Consider the following 19,840-nt stretch of genomic DNA (forward strand, 5'->3'; position numbering starts at 1 on the left):
GCTCAGCTCGCGGCGAGGGTGGCGACCGACACTCCGGCCTCGCCCGCGCTCGCGCGCCAGACCGAGCCGGCGCCGCGGACGCGCAGGGCCCCCGTGCCGACGGTGAGGACCGTCGACTCGTCGATCGCGACGCCGCCGTCGACCAGTCCGGCCTCGACGGCCGCGACCAGGCGGCCGAGCGTGCCCCACTGCGCGGCGTGCACGTCGATCGAGACGTCGACCAGGCCGATGCCCTCGAGCACCGTCACCTCGTCCAGCTCCTCGGCCGCGTGCTCCGGCGCCACGGCGACTCCGCCGATGCGATCGCCGCCGACGATCGCGCGGTCGGCCGCGACCGCGGCGCCCGCCGAGTAGCCGGCGTACGGCACTCCGGAGGAGACGAGGTCGCGCAGGCGCGGGAAGGACGCCTCGAGCGCGTCGCGGTAAGCGGGGGTGAGGCCGCCGCCGACGAAGATCCCGTCGACGTCGTCGAAGACCGCGGGGTCGATCCGGCCGCCCTCGGGCTTCATCACCGCGAACGGGAGGAGCTTGCCGACCGTGGCGAGCGTCGCGGCCCAGCCCGCGTAGACCTCGGGGCCGAGGCCGTCGTGCACGACGACGATCGCGATCCGCGGGCCCTCGATGCGGCCGGCGTCGACGGCGCGGTCGTGCGCCTCCGCCAGGAATGCTCCGTAGAGCTGCGGGTCGTGCTCGGCTCCGCCGCCGCCGCCGATCAGGTGGACGCTCACTCGTCGTCCTCCGCGAGGGCGCCCGCCACCGGGGGCAGCGCCGACCAGGGGAAGACGATCCAGCGCGGCGTGCGCCGCCAGAAGAAGTCGGGCTCGAGCACCGTGCGGGGCTTCGTGTAGAGCGTGACGGTCTGCACCTCGGCGCCCATCGCGCGGATCAGGTCGACCGAGAGGGCGAGGGTGTGGCCGGAGTCGGAGACGTCGTCGACCAGGAGGATGCGCTTCCCGCGCACCGACGCCTCGTCCAGCAGCGGCGGCAGCACGACCGGGGCCGCGAGCCGCGCCTCGACGCCGGTGTAGAACTCGACGTTCAACGCACCGCAGCTCTTGATGCCCAGCGCGTAGGCGACGGCGCCAGCGAGCAGCAGACCGCCGCGCGCGATGGCCACGACCAGCTCCGGGCGGTAGCCGGAGGCGACGACGTCGTCGGCGAGATGGCGAGCGGCGTCACCGAACTCGAGCCAGCCGAGGACCTCCTTCTCCGTGGCGGCGAGGAGGGCGGCGGAGTCGTCGGCGTCGGAAACCATGAGGGACAGGCTAGAGCGTCGCGAGGCCCCGCGTCACATCACGGGGCCTCGCGAACGGCGCCTGTCACGCCTTCGGGGTGAGCGCGCCCTTGATCACCTTGTGCGGGGCGGCCTGCGCCACCGGCTTGATCGTCACCAGATCGAGGTTGACGTGAGGCGGCAGCTCGACGGAGGAGACGATCGCCGCGGCGACGTCCTCGGCCACCAGCGGGGCGGGGACCTCGGCGTAGACCTTGTCGGCGCGCTCCTTGTCGCCGCCGAAGCGGACCAGGGAGAACTCCTCGGTGTGCACCATGCCGGGCGCGATCTCGATCACGCGGATCGGCTCACCGGCGAGCTCGAGGCGGAGGACCGCGACGAGCGCGTGCGCGGCGAACTTCGCGGCGTTGTAGCCGCCGCCGCCCTCGTAGGCGACGTGGCCGGCGATCGAGGTGACGGTGACGATGTCGGCCGAGCCCTCGGAGCCCTCGTCGGCGATGCCCGAACGCAGCAGCGGGAGCAGCGCGCTCGTGACGAGCTTGACCGAGAGCACGTTGATCTCGAACATCCGGGTCCAGTCGGCGGGGTCGGACGCCTCGACCGAGTCGAGACCGAGCGCGCCGCCGGCGTTGTTGACGAGGGCGTGCACGGGGCCGGTCTCCGCGAGGTGGTCGCGCAGCGCGTCGACCTGCGCCGCGTCGGTGAGATCGGCGACGAACAGGCTCGCTCCGGTCTCCGCGGCGAGCGCCTCCAGCCGCTCCCGGCGGCGGGCGACCGCCACCACGTCCCAGCCGTGCTCGCGGAACAGGCGGACCGTCGCCGCACCGATCCCCGAACTCGCTCCCGTCACCACAACGCGTCGAACCACGCTCGTCCTCTTTCCGTCAAGCCTCGGACACCATCGACTCCGTCGTCGGAGCCAACGCTAGCCTGGCCGCATGCAGCCCGCCGACCCGGCTCCCGCCACCGCCGGGTCGCCCACCGCCCCCAAGCGCCGCGTTCCCCTCTGGGACAACGCCCGCTTCGTCTGCGTCGCGCTCGTGGTGATCGGCCACGGCATCCAGCGGCTGACCGCCAACTCGGACACGTCGCTCGTCGTCTACCTGACGATCTACGCCTTCCACATGCCGGCCTTCGCGATCATCTCCGGCTACTTCTCCAAGGGCGGAGCGCCGAACGCCCGCGCGATGCGCCGGGTGCTCACCGACATCCTGCTGCCCTACCTGATCATGGAGACGATCTGGACGCTGGTGCAGTTCGCGGTCGAGGGCAAGCAGGAGTTCAACCCGACCAAGCCGAGCTGGACGCTGTGGTTCCTGCTCGCGCTCGGGATCTTCCGGCTGGTCCTCCCCTACCTCGCGCTGCTGCGCTGGCCGCTGCTGATCAGCGTGGTCCTCGCCGTCGGCGTCAGCTACTACGACAACATCGACTCGACCTTCTCGCTGGCGCGGGCGATCGGGATCCTGCCGTTCTTCGTCTTCGGCTGGCGGCTGCGCGGCTGGAAGGCCGGCTCGCGGCTGCTGGTGGACCGCTGGCTCGACCTGACGCCGCGGCAGATCCTGCTCTCCCGGGTCATCGCCGTCGCGCTCTTCGCGGCGACGGTCGTCGTGATGACCGTCAACATCGACGCCTTCCGCGCGGCGGATCTGCGCTACTGGTTCTTCTACGACCGGCCGTACGACGCGCTCGGCGAGACCGCCTGGTGGGCGGGGCTCGTCCGCCTGGCGCTGATGGCGACCGCGATCGTGCTCTCGCTCGCGCTGTTCAGCCTGATCCCGCGCCGACGCACGGCGATGACGGCCTGGGGGCAGTCGACGATGTACGTCTACCTGCTGCACAGCTTCGTCCTCTACCCGCTGCGCGAGTCCGGGCTGCTGTCCGCGACCGAGAGCACGGTCGCGCTGATCCTGATGATCGTCTTCTGCATCGCGGTCGCGATCGCGCTCTCGCTGGGCTGGACGCGCACCGTCTTCCACAAGATCGTCGAGCCGAGGGCGACCTGGCTCTTCGCGCCGGTCGTCGACGAGCGGCCCGAGCGCCCGAACCGGGCCGACCCGACCGGGTCCAAGCGCGACCCGCATCCGACGTCCGGGATCCGCACCGGCCGCTGATCCGTCGCGGTTACCCCGTGTGTCGGGCGCCCTGGCCGCGCCGAGGACCCGCACCTAGGCTCGTCGCGACGGGGAACGGCCTTCCGTTCCGAACCGACGATGCGATGGGATGCACCATGACCGACTCCGAGAAGTGGCAGTTCGAGACCAAGCAGATCCACTCCGGAGCCGCGCCCGATCCCGTCACCAAGGCGCGCGCGACCCCGATCTACCAGACCACCTCCTACGTCTTCGACAACGCCGAGCACGCGAAGAACCTCTTCTCGCTCGCCGAGTTCGGCAACATCTACACCCGCATCCAGAACCCGACCCAGGCGGTCGTCGAGGAGCGCCTCACCGCGCTCGAGGGCGGCTCCGGGGCGCTCCTGCTCGCGTCCGGCCAGGCGGCCGAGACCGCGGCGGTGCTCAACATCGCGCAGGCGGGCGACCACCTCGTCTCGTCGTCGTCGATCTACGGCGGCACCTACAACCTGTTCAAGTACACGCTGGCCAAGCTGGGCATCGAGACGACCTTCGTCGAGAACCAGGACGACCAGGAGGAGTGGCGCCGCGCGGTCCGCCCGAACACCAAGCTCTTCTTCGCCGAGACCATCGGCAACCCGAAGATCAACATCCTCGACATCCGCGCCGTCGCCGATGTCGCGCACGCGGCGGGCGTCCCGCTGATCGTCGACAACACCATCGCGACGCCGTACCTGATCCGCCCGTTCGAGCACGGCGCGGACATCATCGTGCACTCGGCGACGAAGTTCCTCGGTGGTCACGGCACGGTGATCGGCGGCGCGATCGTCGACGGCGGCACCTTCTCCTGGACCGCGAACGCGGCGAAGTTCCCGGGGCTGACCACGCCCGACCACTCGTACCACGGCGCCGTGTACACGGACGCGGTCGGCGACTCCCTCGCCTACATCATCAAGGCCCGCGTGCAGCTGCTGCGCGACCTCGGCGCCTCGATCGCCCCGGCGAGCGCCTGGCAGCTGATCCAGGGCATCGAGACGCTGTCGCTGCGGATCGAGCGCCACGTGCAGAACGCGCAGGAGATCGCGGAGTACCTGGAGAACCACTCCGACATCGCGACGGTCAACTACTCGGGACTGCCCACCTCGCCCTGGTACGCGGCGGCGAACCACTACGCGCCGAAGGGCGTGGGCGCGGTGCTCTCGTTCGAGCTCAAGGGCGGGGTGGACGCGGGACGCGCCTTCGTCGACTCGCTCGTGCTGTTCTCGCACCTGGCGAACATCGGCGACGTCCGCTCGCTGGTGATCCACCCGGCGTCGACCACGCACTCGCAGCTCACCCCGGAGCAGCAGCTCACCGCCGGCGTCACCCCCGGGCTCGTCCGCCTCTCCGTCGGCCTCGAGAACATCGACGACCTCCGCGCCGACCTCGCCCAGGCCCTGCAGGCCGCCCGCAGCGTCGTCGAGGCCTCCCGCGCGAACGCCTGACCGCCCCGTCATGCTGGTCGAGTAGCCGCGCAGCGGCGTATCGAGACCCACCGCGCTGACATCGGCGGATCTCGATACGGCCGCTCCGCGGCCTCCTCGATCAGCACGGGCGGGCGGCCGCTCCGCGGCCTACTCGATCAGCGAGGCGAGCGTCACCCCCGCGTAACAAAGGCCGGGCGCCCGCCGCGCTCTGCCACGATGGACACCGCTATGGACTGGCAGCAGACACTCGAGGACACCGTCCCTTCGGCGTTCGTCACCGAGCGCCAGCTCCGCTCGGTGATCGGCAAGCCGCCCGCCACCGGGGCCTGGCGCGAGGGCGACCACCCGGGCGGCCGGCGCTTCGTCGAGATCGGCCCGTTCGCCTTCGAGGCGGGCGGCCGCCTCCCCCACGTCCGGGTGGCCTACGAGAGCTGGGGCGAGCTCTCCCCCGCGCGCGACAACGCCATCCTCGTCCTGCACGCGCTGACCGGCGACTCCCACCTGATCGGCCGCGGCGACCCGGGTCACGCGACCGACGGCTGGTGGTCCGGACTCGTCGGGCCCGGCCTCGTGATCGACACCGACCGCTACTTCGTCGTCGCCCCGAACATGCTCGGCGGCTGCCAGGGCTCGACCGGCCCCGCCTCGCTGGCCCCCGACGGGCACGAGTGGGGCGCGCGCTTCCCGTACACGACGATCCGCGACCAGGTCGCCGTGCAGGCGCTCTTCACCGACCGGCTCGGCATCGACCGCTGGCACACCGTCATCGGCGGCTCGATGGGCGGGATGCAGGCGCTGGAGTGGGGCATCGACCACCCCGAGCGGGTCGCCCGGCTCGCGGTCCTCGCCGCTCCCCCGCGCGCCACCTCCGACCAGATCGCGCTCAACTTCGTCCAGCTCGAGGCGATCCGCAACGACGCCGCCTTCGCGGGCGGCGCCTACTACGACGCCGGTGACGGCAAGGGCCCGTACCACGGCCTCGCGCTGGCCCGCCGGATGGCCCTGCTCAACTACCGCAGCCCGTCCGAGCTCAACGACCGCTTCGAGCGGAGCTGGCAGTCCGGTCTCAGCCCACTGGGCGGCGGCGGCCGGTTCGCGGTCGAGTCGTACCTCGACTTCCACGGCAACAAGTTCACCCGGCGCTTCGACGCGAACAGCTACATCACCCTCGTCGAGGCGATGAACTCGCACGACGTGGGGCGCGGGCGCGGCGGCGAGGCCGAGGCGCTCGAGCGGATCACCAGCCCGACGCTCGTGCTCGGGATCGACAGCGACCGGCTGTTCCCGGTGGACGGTCAGCGGATCATCGCCGCCCACGCCCGCGGCACCATCGACGGCGACGAGGTCGCGGTGATCAGCTCGACGTTCGGGCACGACGCCTTCCTCATCGAGGACGACGCGGTCGGCGGCCACCTCGCGAGGCTCCTGGCGGTCTGACCCGATCCCGGCCGTCCCGCGGGCCGACCGCTGGTCTGTGACTATCGTGAGACGGGGGTCCGCCCCGCGCCGCCCACCGGAAGGAGCGTGCCCGTGCCGTTGGTCCGCAGCGCTCGCGAGCGCGACCGCCTCCTCCGCCAGTCCGCGTGCGGCATCGGCCTGCTGATCGACGCCACGGCGATCGCCCTGGTCCTCGGCCCCGGGGCGCTGGCGCCCGACGCCGTGCCGTTCGCGGTGGCGCTGCTCCTCGGACTCGCCGTCCTCCACCTGCAGCTCGGCCGCAGCGGACGCACGCTCTGGGTGCTCCTGCTCGCCGCCGGCGGCCTGGCGCTGAGCATCGGGCTCGCGAGCGCCATCGGCGTGAGCAGCGGCTTCGAGGGCTACGTGCTCGTCGGCACCGCCAACGCCGTCACCAGCACCGTCGCCGTCGTGGTGACCACCTCCGCCCGTCGGCTGCTGCTGCTCCTGCCCGTCCTGGTGCCGAGCGTCGTCGTCTCCGTGCTGGTCGCCGAGGAGGCGATGCTGTCCAACGCGCTCGTGCAGAGCCTGCTGCCGTGGGGCACGCTCGCCGGATTCGCGCTCTGGATCAGCACGGCCGTCCCCCGGGTCGTCCGGCGCATCGACAGCATCGGCAATGCGCACCGCGTCGAGCGGCAGGCCAGCGAGACGGAGGCGCAGCGCCGCCAGGGAGCGCGGCTCCTGCACGACACGGTGCTCGCGACACTCACCCTGCTCGCCCACTCCGGCCGCGGCGTCTCCGAGGACGCGCTCCGCCGCCAGGCCGCGCAGGACGCGCAGCTCCTGCGCCAGCTGCGCCTCGGCGGGACGCCGACGCCGAGCGCGTCCGGCTCGTACCAGCTGACCAGCGTCACGGCGTCGCCCGCCGCGAACTCGCTCGAGGACGTCCGGGACCGGTTCGGCCGGCTGGGCCTCGAGGTCGTCCTGCACGGCTCCGGGGAGGTCGTCCTCGAGGGCGCCGCGCTCGACTCCTTCCTGCTCGCCCTCGCCGAGTGCCTCGAGAACGTGCGGCGGCACTCCGGTGTCGAGTCCGCCGACGTCACCATCACCGAGGACGAGCAGACCGTCCGCGCGATGGTGACGGACGCCGGTGCCGGCTTCGACATCGCCACGGTGCCCGCGACGAAGCTCGGGTTCAAGGAGTCGGTCGTCGCGAGGCTCGCGGACGTCGGCGGCCGCACCCGGCTCTTCAGCTCACCCGGCTCCGGCACCACCGTCGTGCTGGAGGTGCCCAAGTGAGCGCCGGCACCGAGCGGGCCTCCCCCCTCCTCGGCGGACCCGGCGCCGCTCCACGCCGGCCCGACGGCTCGCCCCGCTCCGCCCGCGCGCGGAAGGGACAGCAGGAGACCCTGGGCACCAGCTACCTCGGCAGCGGCCTCACCGGCATCGCGGCGGCGCTGATGGCCTACGAGCTCCTGGTCTTCCTCGCCACCGTCGACGACTACGCGCGGCCGGGGCTGGTCGTCGTCGCCTGGCTCCTCCTCGTCGCCTCCTTCACCGCGACCGTCGTCGCCATCCACGTCTGCGGTCAGCGCCTGCCCACGGCCGCGTATCTGGGCCTGCTCGTCGGGATCACCGGGGCCGTGGCGCTGGACCTGATCGCCGTCGCCGGTCACGGCCCGTCCGCGGCCGTCCCGACCGCCGCAGTGGCCGCCGCGGTCGCCCACGCCGCGATGATCGTGCACCGCCGCAGCATCGAGGTCCTCGCCGTCGCCTTCGCCATCGCGGTCGCCGAGCTCGTCGCCTACAGCGTCATGGGCTCGGGCGACGAGACCTCGTTCTCGGTGCGGATCAGCGCGATGGCCGTGACCCTCGCGCCCGCCGTCGTCGCGGTCGTGATGATGCGCGGCTTCCGCCGGATGGTCCAGCTCGAGATCGACCGCGCCCTCGTCCAGAGCACCACCCTCGGACCGCGCTACGCGGTCGGCATGCTCGCCTCGGAGGAGCTCGCCCGCCTCGACCTCGCGGCCGAGCGCCTGCTCGCCGAGGTCGGCGACGGCACGACCGTCCTGCCGCTCGATCCGCACCGCGCCGCGCACGCCGCCGCGCTCGCGACCAGCCTCCGACTGCACCTCATCGAGGGGCGTCGCGAGACCTGGCTGCACCACGCGATCCAGGAGTCCGAGCTGCTGGCCCCGCTCGTCGATCTGCACGACCCCGACGGCACCGCCGGCCTCCTCGGCCACCAGCAGCGGGACGGCCTGCTCTCCGCCATCTGGCTCATCCTCGACGGCGCCTCCGGGCTCACCGTCGTGCTGCACGTGGAGGCGGGCGCACCGCGCGAACCCGAGGCAGACGCACCGCCGCGCTCCCTGCTGGTGCCGCTCACTCTGCAGTCCGAGGGCGTGCCCGTGCGCGGAGTCGATCCCGCGACGTGGGAGGCTATCGCACAGGTCGGCGCGTTCCGCGACACGTCCCACGACGACGCGCTCCGGATCGAGATCGACTGCTACGTCGAGAATCCGGCCGATCGCTGAGCAGAGACGACCGCCCCGCCCTCCCGCCGAGCCGAAGGACACCGATGACCTCCACCGCAGAACCGAAGATCACGCTCGCCGTGGTCGACGATCACAAGATGCTCCTCGGTGCCCTCACGGAGTGGATCCGCGGCGCCGCGTCGGACATCCAGCTGGTCGCCGCGGTCGCCTCCTGGCCGGAGCTGCTCACCCACCCCGAGTTCCCCGTCGACGTCGTGCTGCTCGACCTGGACCTCAAGGACAACATCCCGATCTCGGTCAAGCTCTCCACCCTGAAGACCACCGGCGTGAAGACGGTGCTGATGAGCACCTACTCCGAGCCGGCCGTGGTCCGCGAGGCGCTCGCCTCGGGCGCGCTCGGCTACCTCGTCAAGACGGAGGACGCCGACATGATCGTCGAGGCGATCCGCGCGGCCAAGGACGGCCACTCCTACATCTCGCACGAGCTCGACATGGCGCTCTCCACCGGCGACTCCGACGGCGCCCCCAAGCTCAGCGCGCAGGAGCGCCGCGTGATGGCGCTCTACGGCGGCGGCGAGCCTGTCAAGTCCGTGGCCTTCGAGCTCGGCATCTCCGAGGAGACCGCGAAGTCCTACCTCAAGCGCATCCGCGAGAAGTACCGCGTGGTCGGCATCGACGTCGGCACCAAGGTCGCACTGCGCAAGCGCGCCATCCACGACGGGATCCTCATCGAAACGGATTGAGGGTTCCGCGCCGTCCGGCGCGGAACCCGTGCTCGTTCTGCGCGGCGGTCCCCGCCCGCCGCGCCGCAGTCGGCTGCACGAGGTGGGCGCATTTCGCAGAGCGTCTCACGGCGGCTGCGGAGAATCCGCTGACACGCGGATTTCCGTCTGCGCCGCTCCGTGGTCGGCTGGTCTGCAGGCAAGGCGTACCGTGTGGTGCCCATTCCATGCTGGTCGAGTAGCCCCGCAGGGGCGTATCGAGACCCACCGGCGTCAGCAGGGCGGCCTGCAGACCCCCGTCCGGTGCCGGTGGATCTCGATACGCCCGCTCGCGCGGGCTACTCGATCAGCATGCACCGCGGCGCCCCTACAGGGCGTTGACCGGGACGCTGCCTGTGGCGGGGCGGGACGGGTCGCGCGGCGCGTCGACGGTGCCGCGGGCGCGGTCGATGGCGATGCTGGCGAAGGCGAGCAGGATGCCGGCCGCGGTGAGGACCACGCCGACCCAGATCGGCGACAGGTAGCCGAGGCCGGCGGCGATGGTCACCCCGCCGAGAGCGGCGCCGACGGAGTTGCCGATGTTGAGCGCGGAGTGGTTGAGCGCCGCGGCGATGGTCTGGCTGTCGCGGGCGACGTCCATCAGCCGGGTCTGGATCGCCGGCGACGCTCCCGCGGAGAAGCCCGCCGCAAGGAACGTGAACACGACCAGGCCCACGACCGACGTCGCGGTCAGCGCCAGGCCGATCAGCGACACGAGCACCCCGAGGAACAGCACCACGAGTGCGAGCCGCACGTTCCGGTCGGCCGCCCAGCCGCCCGCCAGGTTGCCGACCGTCATGCCCAGGCCGATCACTACCAGGATCCACGGCACGGCGCCCAGCGGCAACCCGGTCACCTCGGTCGACAGCGGCGTGATGTAGCTGTACATCGCGAAGAGCCCGCCGAAGCCGATCGCGCCGATCAGCAGGGTCATCCAGACCTGCAGCCGGGCGAAGGCCTTCAGCTCGTTGCGCATGGTCGCGCCCGGGTTCCCCCGCTGGAACGGCACGAGCAGCCACACGGCCACCACGGTCGCCGCGAAGATCGCCGCGACGACGAGGTACGCGCTGCGCCAGCCCGCGTTCTGCCCCACCCAGGTGATGGCGGGCACCCCGACGACGTTCGCGATGGTCAGTCCCGACAGCACGAAGGCGACGCCCTTGCCGCGCTTGCCCGGCCCCATCAGGTCGGCGGCGACGAGCGAGGCGATGCCGAAGTACGCGCCGTGCGGCAGCGCCGCGACGAAGCGGGCGGCCAGCACGAGCGGGAAGGTCGGCAGCAGGGCCGAGGCGACGGTCCCGATCGTGAACGCGGCCAGCAGGATCAGCAGCAGGCGCTTGCGCGGCCAGCGCGCGGCGGCCGCGGCGATCGTCGGAGCACCGACGACGACGCCGAGCGCGTAGGCGGAGATCAGCAGTCCGGCCTGCGAGTTCGCCTGCTCGGAGCTCACGGCGTAGACGTCCGGGAGCAGGTCGGCGGCGAGCTGCGGCAGCAGCCCCATCGCGACGAACTCGGTCGAGCCGATGGCGAAGCCCCCCATCGCGAGGGCGAGCAGGGCGAGGCGGGTCCGGGCCGGGGAGAGGGTCACCGGACCACGATAGCGAGGATCGGAAGCGGATCGAAACGATTCGAGTCGGAGAGCGCTCCCGCGCGCCTCACTCCTCGAGCGCGCGGCCGAGCCGCTCGATCTTGGCGTCGATCTCGCCCGAGTAGCCGGGCCGGATGTCGGCCTTCAGCACCAGCGAGACCCGCGACCCGTAGGCGCCGACCGCCTCGGTCGCGCGCTTGATCACGTCGAAGACCTCGTCCCACTCGCCCTCGATCTCGGTGAACATCGAGGTCGTGCGATTCGGCAGGCCGGAGTCGCGGACGATGCGGACGGCGGCGGCGACGGCGTCGTGGACGGAGGCGTCGGAGCCCTCACCGCCGGACGGAGCGACGGAGAATGCGACCAGCACGAGGGACCTCCCAGCGGATCCGACCACCGGACCCTCCGTCCAGCCTAGGCGCGCACGCCCTCGGCAGCGCGAGCGCGGCTCCCTGTCCGCCACAGCTCGCGGAGCACCCAGCCGAGCAGCACGAGCAGCAGGACGTTGCGCACGGTCAGCGCCAGCACCATGCCCGCGTTCGAGTACAGCAGGAAGAGATAGAGGTACGGGTAGACGATCTGCGTGAACACCGCGATCGCGAGGGTCAGCTTCGCCGGCGTCGCGAAGTCGCGACCGGCCACGACGAGCCCGACGATCACCGGCGGCGCCAGCCAGACGATGTACTGCGGCGAGAGCACCTTGTTGATGTCGATCAGCACCAGGACGAGTCCGAGGCTCAGCAGCGGCAGCAGCCGCACCGGCGACGCCTTCGCGCGCAGCGCCCGGAGACCGAGCAGCACCGTGCCGACCACCGCGAGCGCGAGCGCCGGGTTCATCAGCTCGGCGGCGACATCGGTGAACGGGCCGTGCATCTCGAAGGTGTTGATGTCGGCGGCGTACCAGACGTAGCTGCCGGCCCAGCCGCCGATGGAGAGCCACATCCAGAGAGTGCTGACGGGCGCCTCGATCTGCAGACCGCGCGTGGTCTGGTCGGTGACGAAGCTGAAGACGTACTCGCCGCCGCCGAGCGCATACGCGCCGGCGATGATCGCGACCGAGAGCCCGGCGCCGACGGCGACGAGCCGCCAGCGGCCGCGCAGCACCAGGACGGCGGCACCGAGCAGGGCGGCGGGCCAGACCTTGATCCACGTCGCGACGGTCAGCGCGAGCGCGGCGACGACCGGTCGGCTGGAGGCCCAGAGCAGCCCGGCGATGGCGAGCGGAACGGTGAAGGCGTCGATCCGGCCGACGGCGATCGGACCGAGGAGCACCAGGAAGAGCAGCCACCAGCGCGCCGCAGCGAGCCGGGCGGGGATCCCGCGGTGCAGGAGCAGGGCGAAGGCCGCCGCATCGACGGCGATCACGCCGACGAGCCAGGTCAGGTCGTAGCCCGCCTCGCCGAAGAGCCAGGCGGCGCTGATCGGCACCAGGGCGAGGATCGGGTAGACCCAGCCGGTGTCGAAGCCGACGAGCCCGCCGCCCTCGACGGCGGTCCGCATCCAGCCCTTGTAGACGATGCTGACGTCGCCCATCGGCAGTCCTGGGGCGTAGAGCGCGAGCAGGGAGAGCAGGACGTGCACGAGGGCGAAGCCGCCCCACAGCACGGCGGCGGAGTCGCGGTTCTCGCGCAGCCACGCGATCGGGCGGGCGGACGGGCGGAGGGAGGCGCGGGTGGCGGCGGTCTCTGGGGCGGCAGGGGTCGGCACCGCGTCAGTGTAGACGGCGCCCTCATCGGACCCCTGAACGGCCCTGGGAACTCCTTCCTGAGCGGCCGACGGCCGCATCAGTACCCGGCGAAGGCGTCGGTGCGGACCTTCTTCGCACCGGCCGAGCGGAGGGCGCCGCGGACGGAGTCGACGAACGCGGGCGAGCCGGAGACGAACCCGACCCGGCGCGGTGCGTCGGGCACGGCGTCCGCGAGGCGCTCCGCCGTGATCCGTCCGACGACGTGCGACCAGCCCTCGGGCAGCCGATCCGGCGCTTCGGGCGAGACCAGCACGACGCGGGCCCCGGAGGCGCGGAGGAGTTCGCGGTACGCCACGTCCTCCAGCCGGGCGGCCGCGTAGACGACGACCACGTCGCGCTCCGGTCCGGCCGCGATCGCCCTCAGCTGGCTCGCGAACGGCGTGAAGCCGATGCCGCCCGCGACCAGGAGCAGCGGTGTCGCCGGGTCGGCCGGCAGCACGAAGTCGCCGCCGACGCTCGTGGCGCGGACCACGGCACCGGGCTCGAGACCGGCGAGCGCCCGCTTGAAGCTGCTCGCCTTCTCGGGCAGCCGCATGGCCACGGCGATCTCGCCGTCGGCGGGAGCGGAGGCGATGGAGAAGGTGCGACGGCTCCCCCGGCCGTCGGAGCGGTGCGGCACGTCGAGCTCGAGCCACTGGCCCGCCTCGAAGCGCACCGGCGTCCGCGAGGCGAAGCGGTACTCCGTGATGCCCGGAGCGATGACGCTCGAGGAGCGCAGCTCCAGCGACAGCCGCCGGCGCTGGCCGAAGAAGAACGCGATCGCGTTGCCCGCGACGAGGCCGAGCTCCGGGCTGGCGTGCAGCGGTCCGAGCGAGAACGGGACCGTCGTGAGCAGAGCCGCGACGACGGCCACGATCAGCTGCTGGGAGCGGCGCGGGGCGAGGGTCAGCGGCTCGGTCAGCATGAAGGCGCCGGCGAAGACGAACGGGTACGCGGTCAGGACCAGCGACAGCGCGGCTCCGGGCTCCTGTCCGTTCATCACCGAGTTGAGCACGGAGACGGTTCCGGCGACCGCGATGAAGACGACGACGATCGCCCAGCGGCGCACCCGTGCGACGACGACGAGCGCGCCGAGCAGCACCCACGGCCAGAGCGCGCCGGTGGGCAGCGCCCAGGCCGCGGCGGTCAGCGAGCCCGCGATCGGGGTGTCCTGCAGCAGGCCCTGCGCGATGCCGACGATCAGCACCGCGACGGCGGCCGGGTTGAAGAGGTGGCGCCCGCGCCAGACCAGCACGTACTTCGAGGCGGCGGCGATCAGGCCGATCAGCGCCACGACGAGCAGCGCGCGCGGCTCCGAGGTCGGGAAGAGGAGGAACGCGATCAGCAGTCCGGTCACCAGCGAGGACTCGAGGTGGGCGGGCGAGCCGACCAGCCGGGCGATCAGCCAGGTCGCCCCGGTCGTCGAGACGATCGCCACGACCGCGGTCGCCGCGATCTCGATCGGTGTGAAGAAGATCAGCCCGGCGGCGGAGTAGCCGAGCGCGACCACGAGGAGCGCGGCGAGCGTCAGCCAGACCAGCCGGTACATGGTGATGCGACCGAGGGCGCGATCGAGGGTGCCGATCATCAGAAGACCTCTCCGGGGAAGCGGGGCGAGTAGTGCAGGCCGCCGGCGCTGAGCACGCGGACGAACTCGAAGTCGAAGTGCTCGGCGAGCACCTCGGGCGGGCAGACGAAGAGGGCGGTCGCGAGACCGTCGGCGACGAGGGTGCTGTCGGCGACGACCCAGGTGGCGATGACGGTGTCGACCGGGCGGCCGGTGCGGCCGTCGAGGACGTGGTGCAGCCCGTCGCCCCAGGCCCGGCGGTTGCCGGCCGAGGCGCAGAGCGCGCGCTCGCCCGGCTCGGCGACGCCGATCGCGCGACTCGCGTCGAAGGGGTGCTCGAGGCCGACGCGGTAGGCGCCGACCCCGCGGGCGCGCAGGTCGCCGCTCGCGTCGACGACGGCGCGCTCGACGCCCGCGCTCGCGAGCTCGTCCAGGACGAGGTCGACGAGCTGACCCTTGCCGGCCGCGCCGACGTCGAGCACGACTCCGGCCGCGGTGCGGAGCGTCGCTCCCCCGCCGACGCGGGCCGCGGCCCAGGACGGAGCCGGCGCGACGGGGCCGCGCGGAACCAGGGAGTAGGCCGGGTCGTAGCCGAGCTGCTCGAGGGCGTCGCCGACGAACGGCGTGACGCCGCCCCCGGTCAGCGCGAAGAGCTCGTCGTAGAGGGCGAACAGCTCGACCGCCTCCGCCGGGAAGACGTGCTCGCCGGGCTCGGTCCGAAGGCGCGAAGCGGCGGAGTCGTCGCGGAACCGCGACCAGGTGCGGTCGTAGGCCTCGATGCGCGCGCGGACCCGCTCGCGCACGAGCGCGTCCAGCGGCGCGTCCGTGTCGATCTGCCAGGTGGTGCCGATCGCTTCGAAGCGCCACGCGCTCTCGAGGACGCGCCGGGTCGCGGTCGGCGCGGCGTCAGGGTGCAGAGGTTCAGGCCGCGGCATCGGCCTTGATCGTCTCGACGGCGTCGTTGAAGCCGCCGGAGGTGAGCGAGGAGCCGGAGACCTTGGTCACGTCGAGCTCGTCGAGGCTCTTGCCGACGACCTCGCCCGAGATGCCGCTGGCGAAGCGGGTCTGGTACTCCTGGCCGGTCGGGTTCTCGGACTCGGGGGTCACCGTGACGGCGGTGACGACGCCCGACTCGAGGGTCAGCTCGACGCCGACCGACTCGTTGCCGCCGGGCGAGGTGTAGGAGCCGTCGGCCTCGTAGGTGCCGTCGGCGTAGGCGCCGGTCGCGGTGGAGCCGGTCGACGCGGAACCGGTCGACTCGGGGGCGGCGCTGGAGGTCGCGGCGGGCGCGCTGGTCGCGGCGGCGCTCGAGCCGGCGTCCTCGGTCCCGGCGGTGGCGGTGCTCGAGCAGGCGGCGAGGGCCGCGAGGGTGCCGGCTCCGGCGAGGAGGGTGAGGGCGTAGCGGACGGGAGTCGTGGTCTTCGCGGTCATGTCTGTTCTCCTGGGTGGGGGGCGGACGCGGCTGTCGTCCCCGACGCTAGGGCCGGGAGCTCGGGGGTTCCGATGAGGCGGCTGTGCGGCTCCGATGTGCGGGTCGCGGGGGAAGGCCGTCTCTCCTGTGTCAACGGGCCGGGGACGCGATCGGTTCAGTGCGGCAGGCGATGGCGGCGTTTCAGTTCAGCAGCCGTGCGACGACGCCGGGGAGCTGCTCGGCGATGTCGAGGGCCGCGATCGGCCCGCCTCCGGACGCCGCCGCGCCGGCCTGCGCGTGCAGGACGGCCGCGGCGGCGGCGACCGCCGCGAGATCCTCGTCCCCGAGCGTCGTCCCCCGGCTCTCCGCATCCGCGGCTCGGCCGGCCAGCAGCGCGCCGAGCACTCCGCCGAGGACGTCCCCGCTGCCCGCCGTGGCGAGCCAGGGCGTCGAGCCGCTGACCTCGTGGGCGGTGCTCCCGGAGACCACGTGCGTGGTGCTGCCCTTGAGCAGCACGCAGACCCCGAAGCGCTCGGCGGTGCGCCGCGCCCAGCCGCTCGCGTCGGCGGCGATCGCGGCCGCGTCGACGTCCACCCCGGCGCGCGCGAGCAGGCCGGCGAGCTCGCGGTAGTGCGGAGTGATGACCACCGGACCGCGGGCCTCGCCGATCAGGTCGAGCGCGCCCGCGTCGAGCACCACGGGGATCCCCGAGTGCAGCTGCTCGAGCAGGGCGGCGCGCTCGTCCTCCGAGCGGTCGTCCGCGCTCGTCCCGGAGCCGAGGAGCCAGGCCTGCACCCGCCCGGCCGAGGTGACGACCTCGGGGCGACGCGCCAGCACGAGGGCGGACGGCCGCTCCGGCCCGAGGTAGCGCACCATGCCGAGCCCGGTGCGCACCGCCGCCTCGACCCCGAGCACCGCCGCCCCCGGGTAGCGCTCCGACCCGGTCGCGATCCCGAGCACCCCGCGGCTGTACTTGTCGTCCTCGGCACGCGGCACCCGCACGGCCGACGCCGCCTCCGCGAGCCCGAACTCCTTCTGCCCATCCGTCATCCCGCCAGCCTAGGTCGCACCCCTGACGCCGCCCTCTGCGAGATCCGCCCGCAGCAGAACTCCGGCAGCCGCACGCCTGATGACGCGGGTCTCGATACGCCCCTGCGGGCTACTCGACCAGCATGATCATCACCACCTCACATGTGCAGCGGGACCGGGCACCATGTTGATCGAGTAGCCCGCGAAGCGGGCGTATCGAGATCCACCACCGTCAGCACCTGAGTCTGCAGTCCCGCCCTGCTGGAGACGGTGGGTCTCGATACGCCCCTGCGGGGCTACTCGACCAGCATGAAGGGCCGCCGCTGCCGCACCCGCAGCCGGCGACGCTTCCGCCGTGAAGCCCAGTCGGCGAAGCCGCTGCCCACCGCAGCCGGCGAAGCCGCTGCCACCCCGCCTCGAGTCGAGGCGCGGGCCGGGGAGGTGGTGATCGCAAGGCGGAGGAGGGAGCGATACCGGCGGTATCGCGACCGACGACAACGCCGCGAGCGCCGCCTCCCCGGCCCGCGCCTCAGCGGCGGGTGGCGTCGTCGACTTCGCCGACCAACTCCTCGATGATGTCCTCGAGGAAGAGGACGCCGGTGGCGCGGCCCTGCTCGTCGAAGGCGCGCGCGAGGTGGGCGCCGGTGCGGCGCATGATCGCGAGGGCGTCCTCGAGGTCGGTGGCCTCGAAGATCGAGGCGAGCTGGCGGATCCGCTTGGCCGGGATGGGCAGGCGGAACTTGGGACCCTCGGTGTCGCCGTCGAGGTCGAGGACGTCCTTGAGGTGGATGTAGCCCTCGGGCTGCCCGTCCTCGCCGAGCACGACGTAGCGCGAGAAGCCGTGCTTCGCGACGGCGCGCTCGACGTCGGCGGGCGAGGCTCCGGCGGGGAGGCTGACGATGCCGTCGAGCGGCAGCGCCACGTCGTGCACCTTCTTCTCGGTGAACTCGAACGCGGCGAGGAGGGTGCCGTTGCTGCGCAGGGTGCCCTCGCGGGTCGACTGGTCGACGATCGTCTGCACCTCCTCGAGCGTGAAGGTGCTGTTCGCCTCGTCCTTCGGCTCGACCCGGAAGAGCCGCAGCACCCCGTTCGAGATCGCGTTGAGCGCGACGATGATCGGGCTGATCACGCGGGCGATCGCGACGAGCGGCGGCGCGAGCAGCAGCACGGCGCGGTCCGGCATCGAGAACGAGATGTTCTTCGGCACCATCTCGCCGAGCACGACGTGCAGGAACGAGACGATCACCAGGGTGATCACGAAGGCGACCGTGCCCGAGAACTCGTCCGGGATGCCGACCGCGTGCAGCGGCACCTCGAGCAGGTGGTGGATCGCCGGCTCGCTGACGTTGAGGATCAGCAGCGAGCAGACGGTGATGCCCAGCTGCGTCGTCGCCAGCATCAGCGTGGCGTGCTCCATCGCGGCGAGCGCCGTGATCGCGCTGCGGCGTCCGCTCTCGGCGAGGGGCTCGATCTGGGAGCGGCGCGCGGAGATGACCGCGAACTCCGCTCCGACGAAGAAGGCGTTCGCGGCGAGCAGCACCACGAGCCAGGCGATTCCTGCCCAGTCACTCATGGTCGGCCTCCTGGCGTCCTCGGTGCGGCCGGCCCACGTCGGCGAGCGGGTCGGGGATGCCCTCGCCCGCCGCGTCGGGGTCCGGGGTGAAGCGGAGCCGGTCGATGCGCCGGCCGTCGAGCCGCTCCACGCGGAGCGAGCCGCCCTCGACGGGCACCTCGTCGCCGACGGCGGGCAGGCGGCCGAGCTCGCTCATCACGAACCCGGCGACCGTCTCGTACGGCCCCTCCTCGGGGATGACGACGCCGGCGCGGTCGCGCACCTCGTCGGGCCGCAGCATGCCGGGGAAGGTGGTCGAGCCGGGCAGCTTCACGACGTCGGGGCGCGAGCGGTCGTGCTCGTCCGCCACCTCGCCGACGAGCTCCTCGACGAGGTCCTCGAGCGTCGCGACGCCCGCCGTTCCGCCGTACTCGTCGACGACGACGGCGAGCTGGAAGCCGCGGCCGCGCAGCTCGGTGAGCAGCACGTCGAGCTTCATCGTCTCGGGCACGCGGAGCGGCTCCGAGCGCAGGGCGGTGACGGGCACCTCGGAGCGCTTGCCGCGCGGCACCGCGACCGCCTGCTTGACGTGCACGACGCCGACGATGTCGTCGATGTCGTCGTCCGTGATCGGGAAGCGCGAGAGGCCGGTGGTCCGCGCGAGGTCGAGGACGTCCTGGGCGGTGCTGGAGCGCTCGAGCGTGGACAGCCGCAGCCGCGGCGTCATCACGTCGCCCGCGGAGAGCGCGGAGAAGCGGAGGGTGCGCCCGAGCAGGTCGGCCGTGTCCTCCTCGAGCAGTCCGGCGCTCGCGGAGTGGCGCACCAGGCTCGAGAGCTCCTCGGCGCTGCGGGCGCCCGAGAGCTCCTCCTTCGGCTCGATGCCGGCCAGGCGGAGCAGGGCGTTCGCGCTGCCGTTCAGCAGCGCGACGGCCGGCCGGAAGACGGTGGTGAACGCGGTCTGGATCGGCACGACCAGCTTCGCCGTCGCCCGCGGCAGCGCCAGCGCGAAGTTCTTCGGCACCAGCTCGCCGAGGATCATCGACAGCAGGGTCGCGATGACGATGGCGAGCACCGTCATGATCGGCGTCAGCACCTCGTCCGGGATCCCGAGCCCGCCGAACGGCACGCGCAGCAGCGTCGAGAGCGCCGGCTCCATCGTGTAGCCGGTGAGCAGCGTCGTCAGCGTGATGCCGAGCTGCGCGCTGGAGAGGTGCGTCGAGGTGACGCGGAGGGCGGCGATCGTCATGCCGAGGCGGGTCTCGCCGCGGTCGCGGCGGGCCTCGAGATCGGCGCGGTCGAGGTTGACCAGCGCGAACTCGCTCGCGACGAACACGCCGGTGCCGAGCGTCAGCAGCAGGCCGACGCCGAGCAGGAGCCACTCAGTGCCCACGGGGATCACCCCCGGTCAGCGGAAGCGGGAGCGGCTGCAGGATCGAGCCCGAGGGGATCGGGGAGATCCGGACGAGCCGGTGCGAGGGCGGATGCGCAGAAGGGGGGTCGTCCATTGTGGCGTCGAGTCTAGCGGCAGCCCGGCTCCGGCA

At 72.7% G+C, this 19,840-nt stretch carries 18 protein-coding genes; 6 read left to right on the forward strand and 12 right to left on the reverse strand.

All coding sequences use genetic code 11. The features are described 5' to 3' along the window. Positions 1–2: 2 nt before the first annotated feature. The 3 genes from MT353_RS01770 to MT353_RS01780 form a co-directional block, all read right to left on the reverse strand. Positions 3–728 carry a Type 1 glutamine amidotransferase-like domain-containing protein gene (locus tag MT353_RS01770; protein WP_123445401.1) on the reverse strand — a complete coding sequence of 242 codons (726 nt, stop codon included), beginning with the start codon at positions 726–728 and terminating at the stop codon, positions 3–5. Next, a complete protein-coding gene (locus MT353_RS01775) occupies positions 725–1,255 on the reverse strand; it encodes a phosphoribosyltransferase (protein WP_123445400.1) in 531 nt (176 codons plus the stop codon). The genes MT353_RS01770 and MT353_RS01775 overlap by 4 nt, the downstream gene beginning before the upstream one ends. A gap of 64 nt (positions 1,256–1,319) precedes the next feature. Next, positions 1,320–2,102: an SDR family oxidoreductase gene (locus MT353_RS01780; RefSeq protein ID WP_243582423.1), complete on the reverse strand. Its 783-nt coding sequence runs from the start codon at positions 2,100–2,102 to the stop codon at positions 1,320–1,322. Positions 2,103–2,172: 70 nt separating this feature from the next. On the opposite strand from MT353_RS01780, the gene MT353_RS01785 reads away from it, so the two are divergent. The 6 genes from MT353_RS01785 to MT353_RS01810 all read left to right on the forward strand — a co-directional run bounded on the left by MT353_RS01785 (position 2,173) and on the right by MT353_RS01810 (position 9,408). After that, positions 2,173–3,345: an acyltransferase family protein gene (locus tag MT353_RS01785; RefSeq protein WP_243623470.1), complete on the forward strand. Its 1,173-nt coding sequence runs from the start codon at positions 2,173–2,175 to the stop codon at positions 3,343–3,345. A 116-nt stretch (positions 3,346–3,461) separates the two neighbouring features. Further along, positions 3,462–4,790 (forward strand): bifunctional o-acetylhomoserine/o-acetylserine sulfhydrylase, encoded by a 1,329-nt coding sequence (locus MT353_RS01790; protein ID WP_123445398.1) that lies wholly within the window; start codon positions 3,462–3,464, stop codon positions 4,788–4,790. Between the two features lie 210 nt (positions 4,791–5,000). Beyond that, positions 5,001–6,209, forward strand: a complete 1,209-nt coding sequence (locus MT353_RS01795) for a homoserine O-acetyltransferase (RefSeq protein ID WP_123735270.1) — start codon at positions 5,001–5,003, stop codon at positions 6,207–6,209. 93 nt (positions 6,210–6,302) lie between these two features. Continuing rightward, the gene (locus MT353_RS01800) at positions 6,303–7,466 is read left to right on the forward strand and encodes a sensor histidine kinase (protein ID WP_243623471.1); all 1,164 of its coding nucleotides are present in this window, start codon (positions 6,303–6,305) and stop codon (positions 7,464–7,466) included. Beyond that, positions 7,463–8,704 (forward strand): hypothetical protein, encoded by a 1,242-nt coding sequence (locus MT353_RS01805; RefSeq protein WP_243623472.1) that lies wholly within the window; start codon positions 7,463–7,465, stop codon positions 8,702–8,704. Before MT353_RS01800 ends, MT353_RS01805 begins: the two co-directional genes overlap by 4 nt. Before the next feature lie 44 nt (positions 8,705–8,748). Continuing rightward, positions 8,749–9,408, forward strand: coding sequence for a response regulator (locus MT353_RS01810; protein ID WP_123445394.1), 660 nt, complete (start codon positions 8,749–8,751; stop codon positions 9,406–9,408). A gap of 346 nt (positions 9,409–9,754) precedes the next feature. Here the strand turns inward: MT353_RS01810 and MT353_RS01815 are convergent, their stop codons facing one another. From MT353_RS01815 to MT353_RS01855, 9 genes are all read right to left on the reverse strand, one after another. After that, positions 9,755–10,966 carry an MFS transporter gene (locus tag MT353_RS01815; protein WP_243623766.1) on the reverse strand — a complete coding sequence of 404 codons (1,212 nt, stop codon included), beginning with the start codon at positions 10,964–10,966 and terminating at the stop codon, positions 9,755–9,757. Positions 10,967–11,081: 115 nt separating this feature from the next. Next, positions 11,082–11,384 (reverse strand): thiamine-binding protein, encoded by a 303-nt coding sequence (locus MT353_RS01820; RefSeq protein ID WP_243623473.1) that lies wholly within the window; start codon positions 11,382–11,384, stop codon positions 11,082–11,084. Positions 11,385–11,428: 44 nt separating this feature from the next. Continuing rightward, complete coding sequence (locus MT353_RS01825) at positions 11,429–12,721, reverse strand: glycosyltransferase family 87 protein (protein ID WP_243623474.1); 1,293 nt, start codon at positions 12,719–12,721, stop codon at positions 11,429–11,431. A 77-nt stretch (positions 12,722–12,798) separates the two neighbouring features. Next, positions 12,799–14,328 carry an oxidoreductase gene (locus MT353_RS01830; protein ID WP_243623475.1) on the reverse strand — a complete coding sequence of 510 codons (1,530 nt, stop codon included), beginning with the start codon at positions 14,326–14,328 and terminating at the stop codon, positions 12,799–12,801. Beyond that, positions 14,328–15,242: an FAD:protein FMN transferase gene (locus tag MT353_RS01835; protein ID WP_243598876.1), complete on the reverse strand. Its 915-nt coding sequence runs from the start codon at positions 15,240–15,242 to the stop codon at positions 14,328–14,330. Before MT353_RS01835 ends, MT353_RS01830 begins: the two co-directional genes overlap by 1 nt. Next, positions 15,229–15,738 (reverse strand): FMN-binding protein, encoded by a 510-nt coding sequence (locus MT353_RS01840; RefSeq protein ID WP_132435822.1) that lies wholly within the window; start codon positions 15,736–15,738, stop codon positions 15,229–15,231. The genes MT353_RS01835 and MT353_RS01840 overlap by 14 nt, the downstream gene beginning before the upstream one ends. 181 nt (positions 15,739–15,919) lie before the next feature. After that, positions 15,920–16,768, reverse strand: coding sequence for an ADP/ATP-dependent (S)-NAD(P)H-hydrate dehydratase (locus MT353_RS01845; protein WP_243623476.1), 849 nt, complete (start codon positions 16,766–16,768; stop codon positions 15,920–15,922). 508 nt (positions 16,769–17,276) lie between these two features. Next, positions 17,277–18,320 carry a hemolysin family protein gene (locus MT353_RS01850; RefSeq protein ID WP_123444413.1) on the reverse strand — a complete coding sequence of 348 codons (1,044 nt, stop codon included), beginning with the start codon at positions 18,318–18,320 and terminating at the stop codon, positions 17,277–17,279. Continuing rightward, positions 18,313–19,689: a hemolysin family protein gene (locus tag MT353_RS01855; protein WP_243582421.1), complete on the reverse strand. Its 1,377-nt coding sequence runs from the start codon at positions 19,687–19,689 to the stop codon at positions 18,313–18,315. The genes MT353_RS01850 and MT353_RS01855 overlap by 8 nt, the downstream gene beginning before the upstream one ends. Between the last annotated feature and the right edge of the window lie 151 nt (positions 19,690–19,840).

Origin of the sequence: Rathayibacter sp. VKM Ac-2927 (genome assembly GCF_022815525.1) — a bacterium.
GTDB classification, from domain to species: domain Bacteria; phylum Actinomycetota; class Actinomycetes; order Actinomycetales; family Microbacteriaceae; genus Rathayibacter; species Rathayibacter festucae.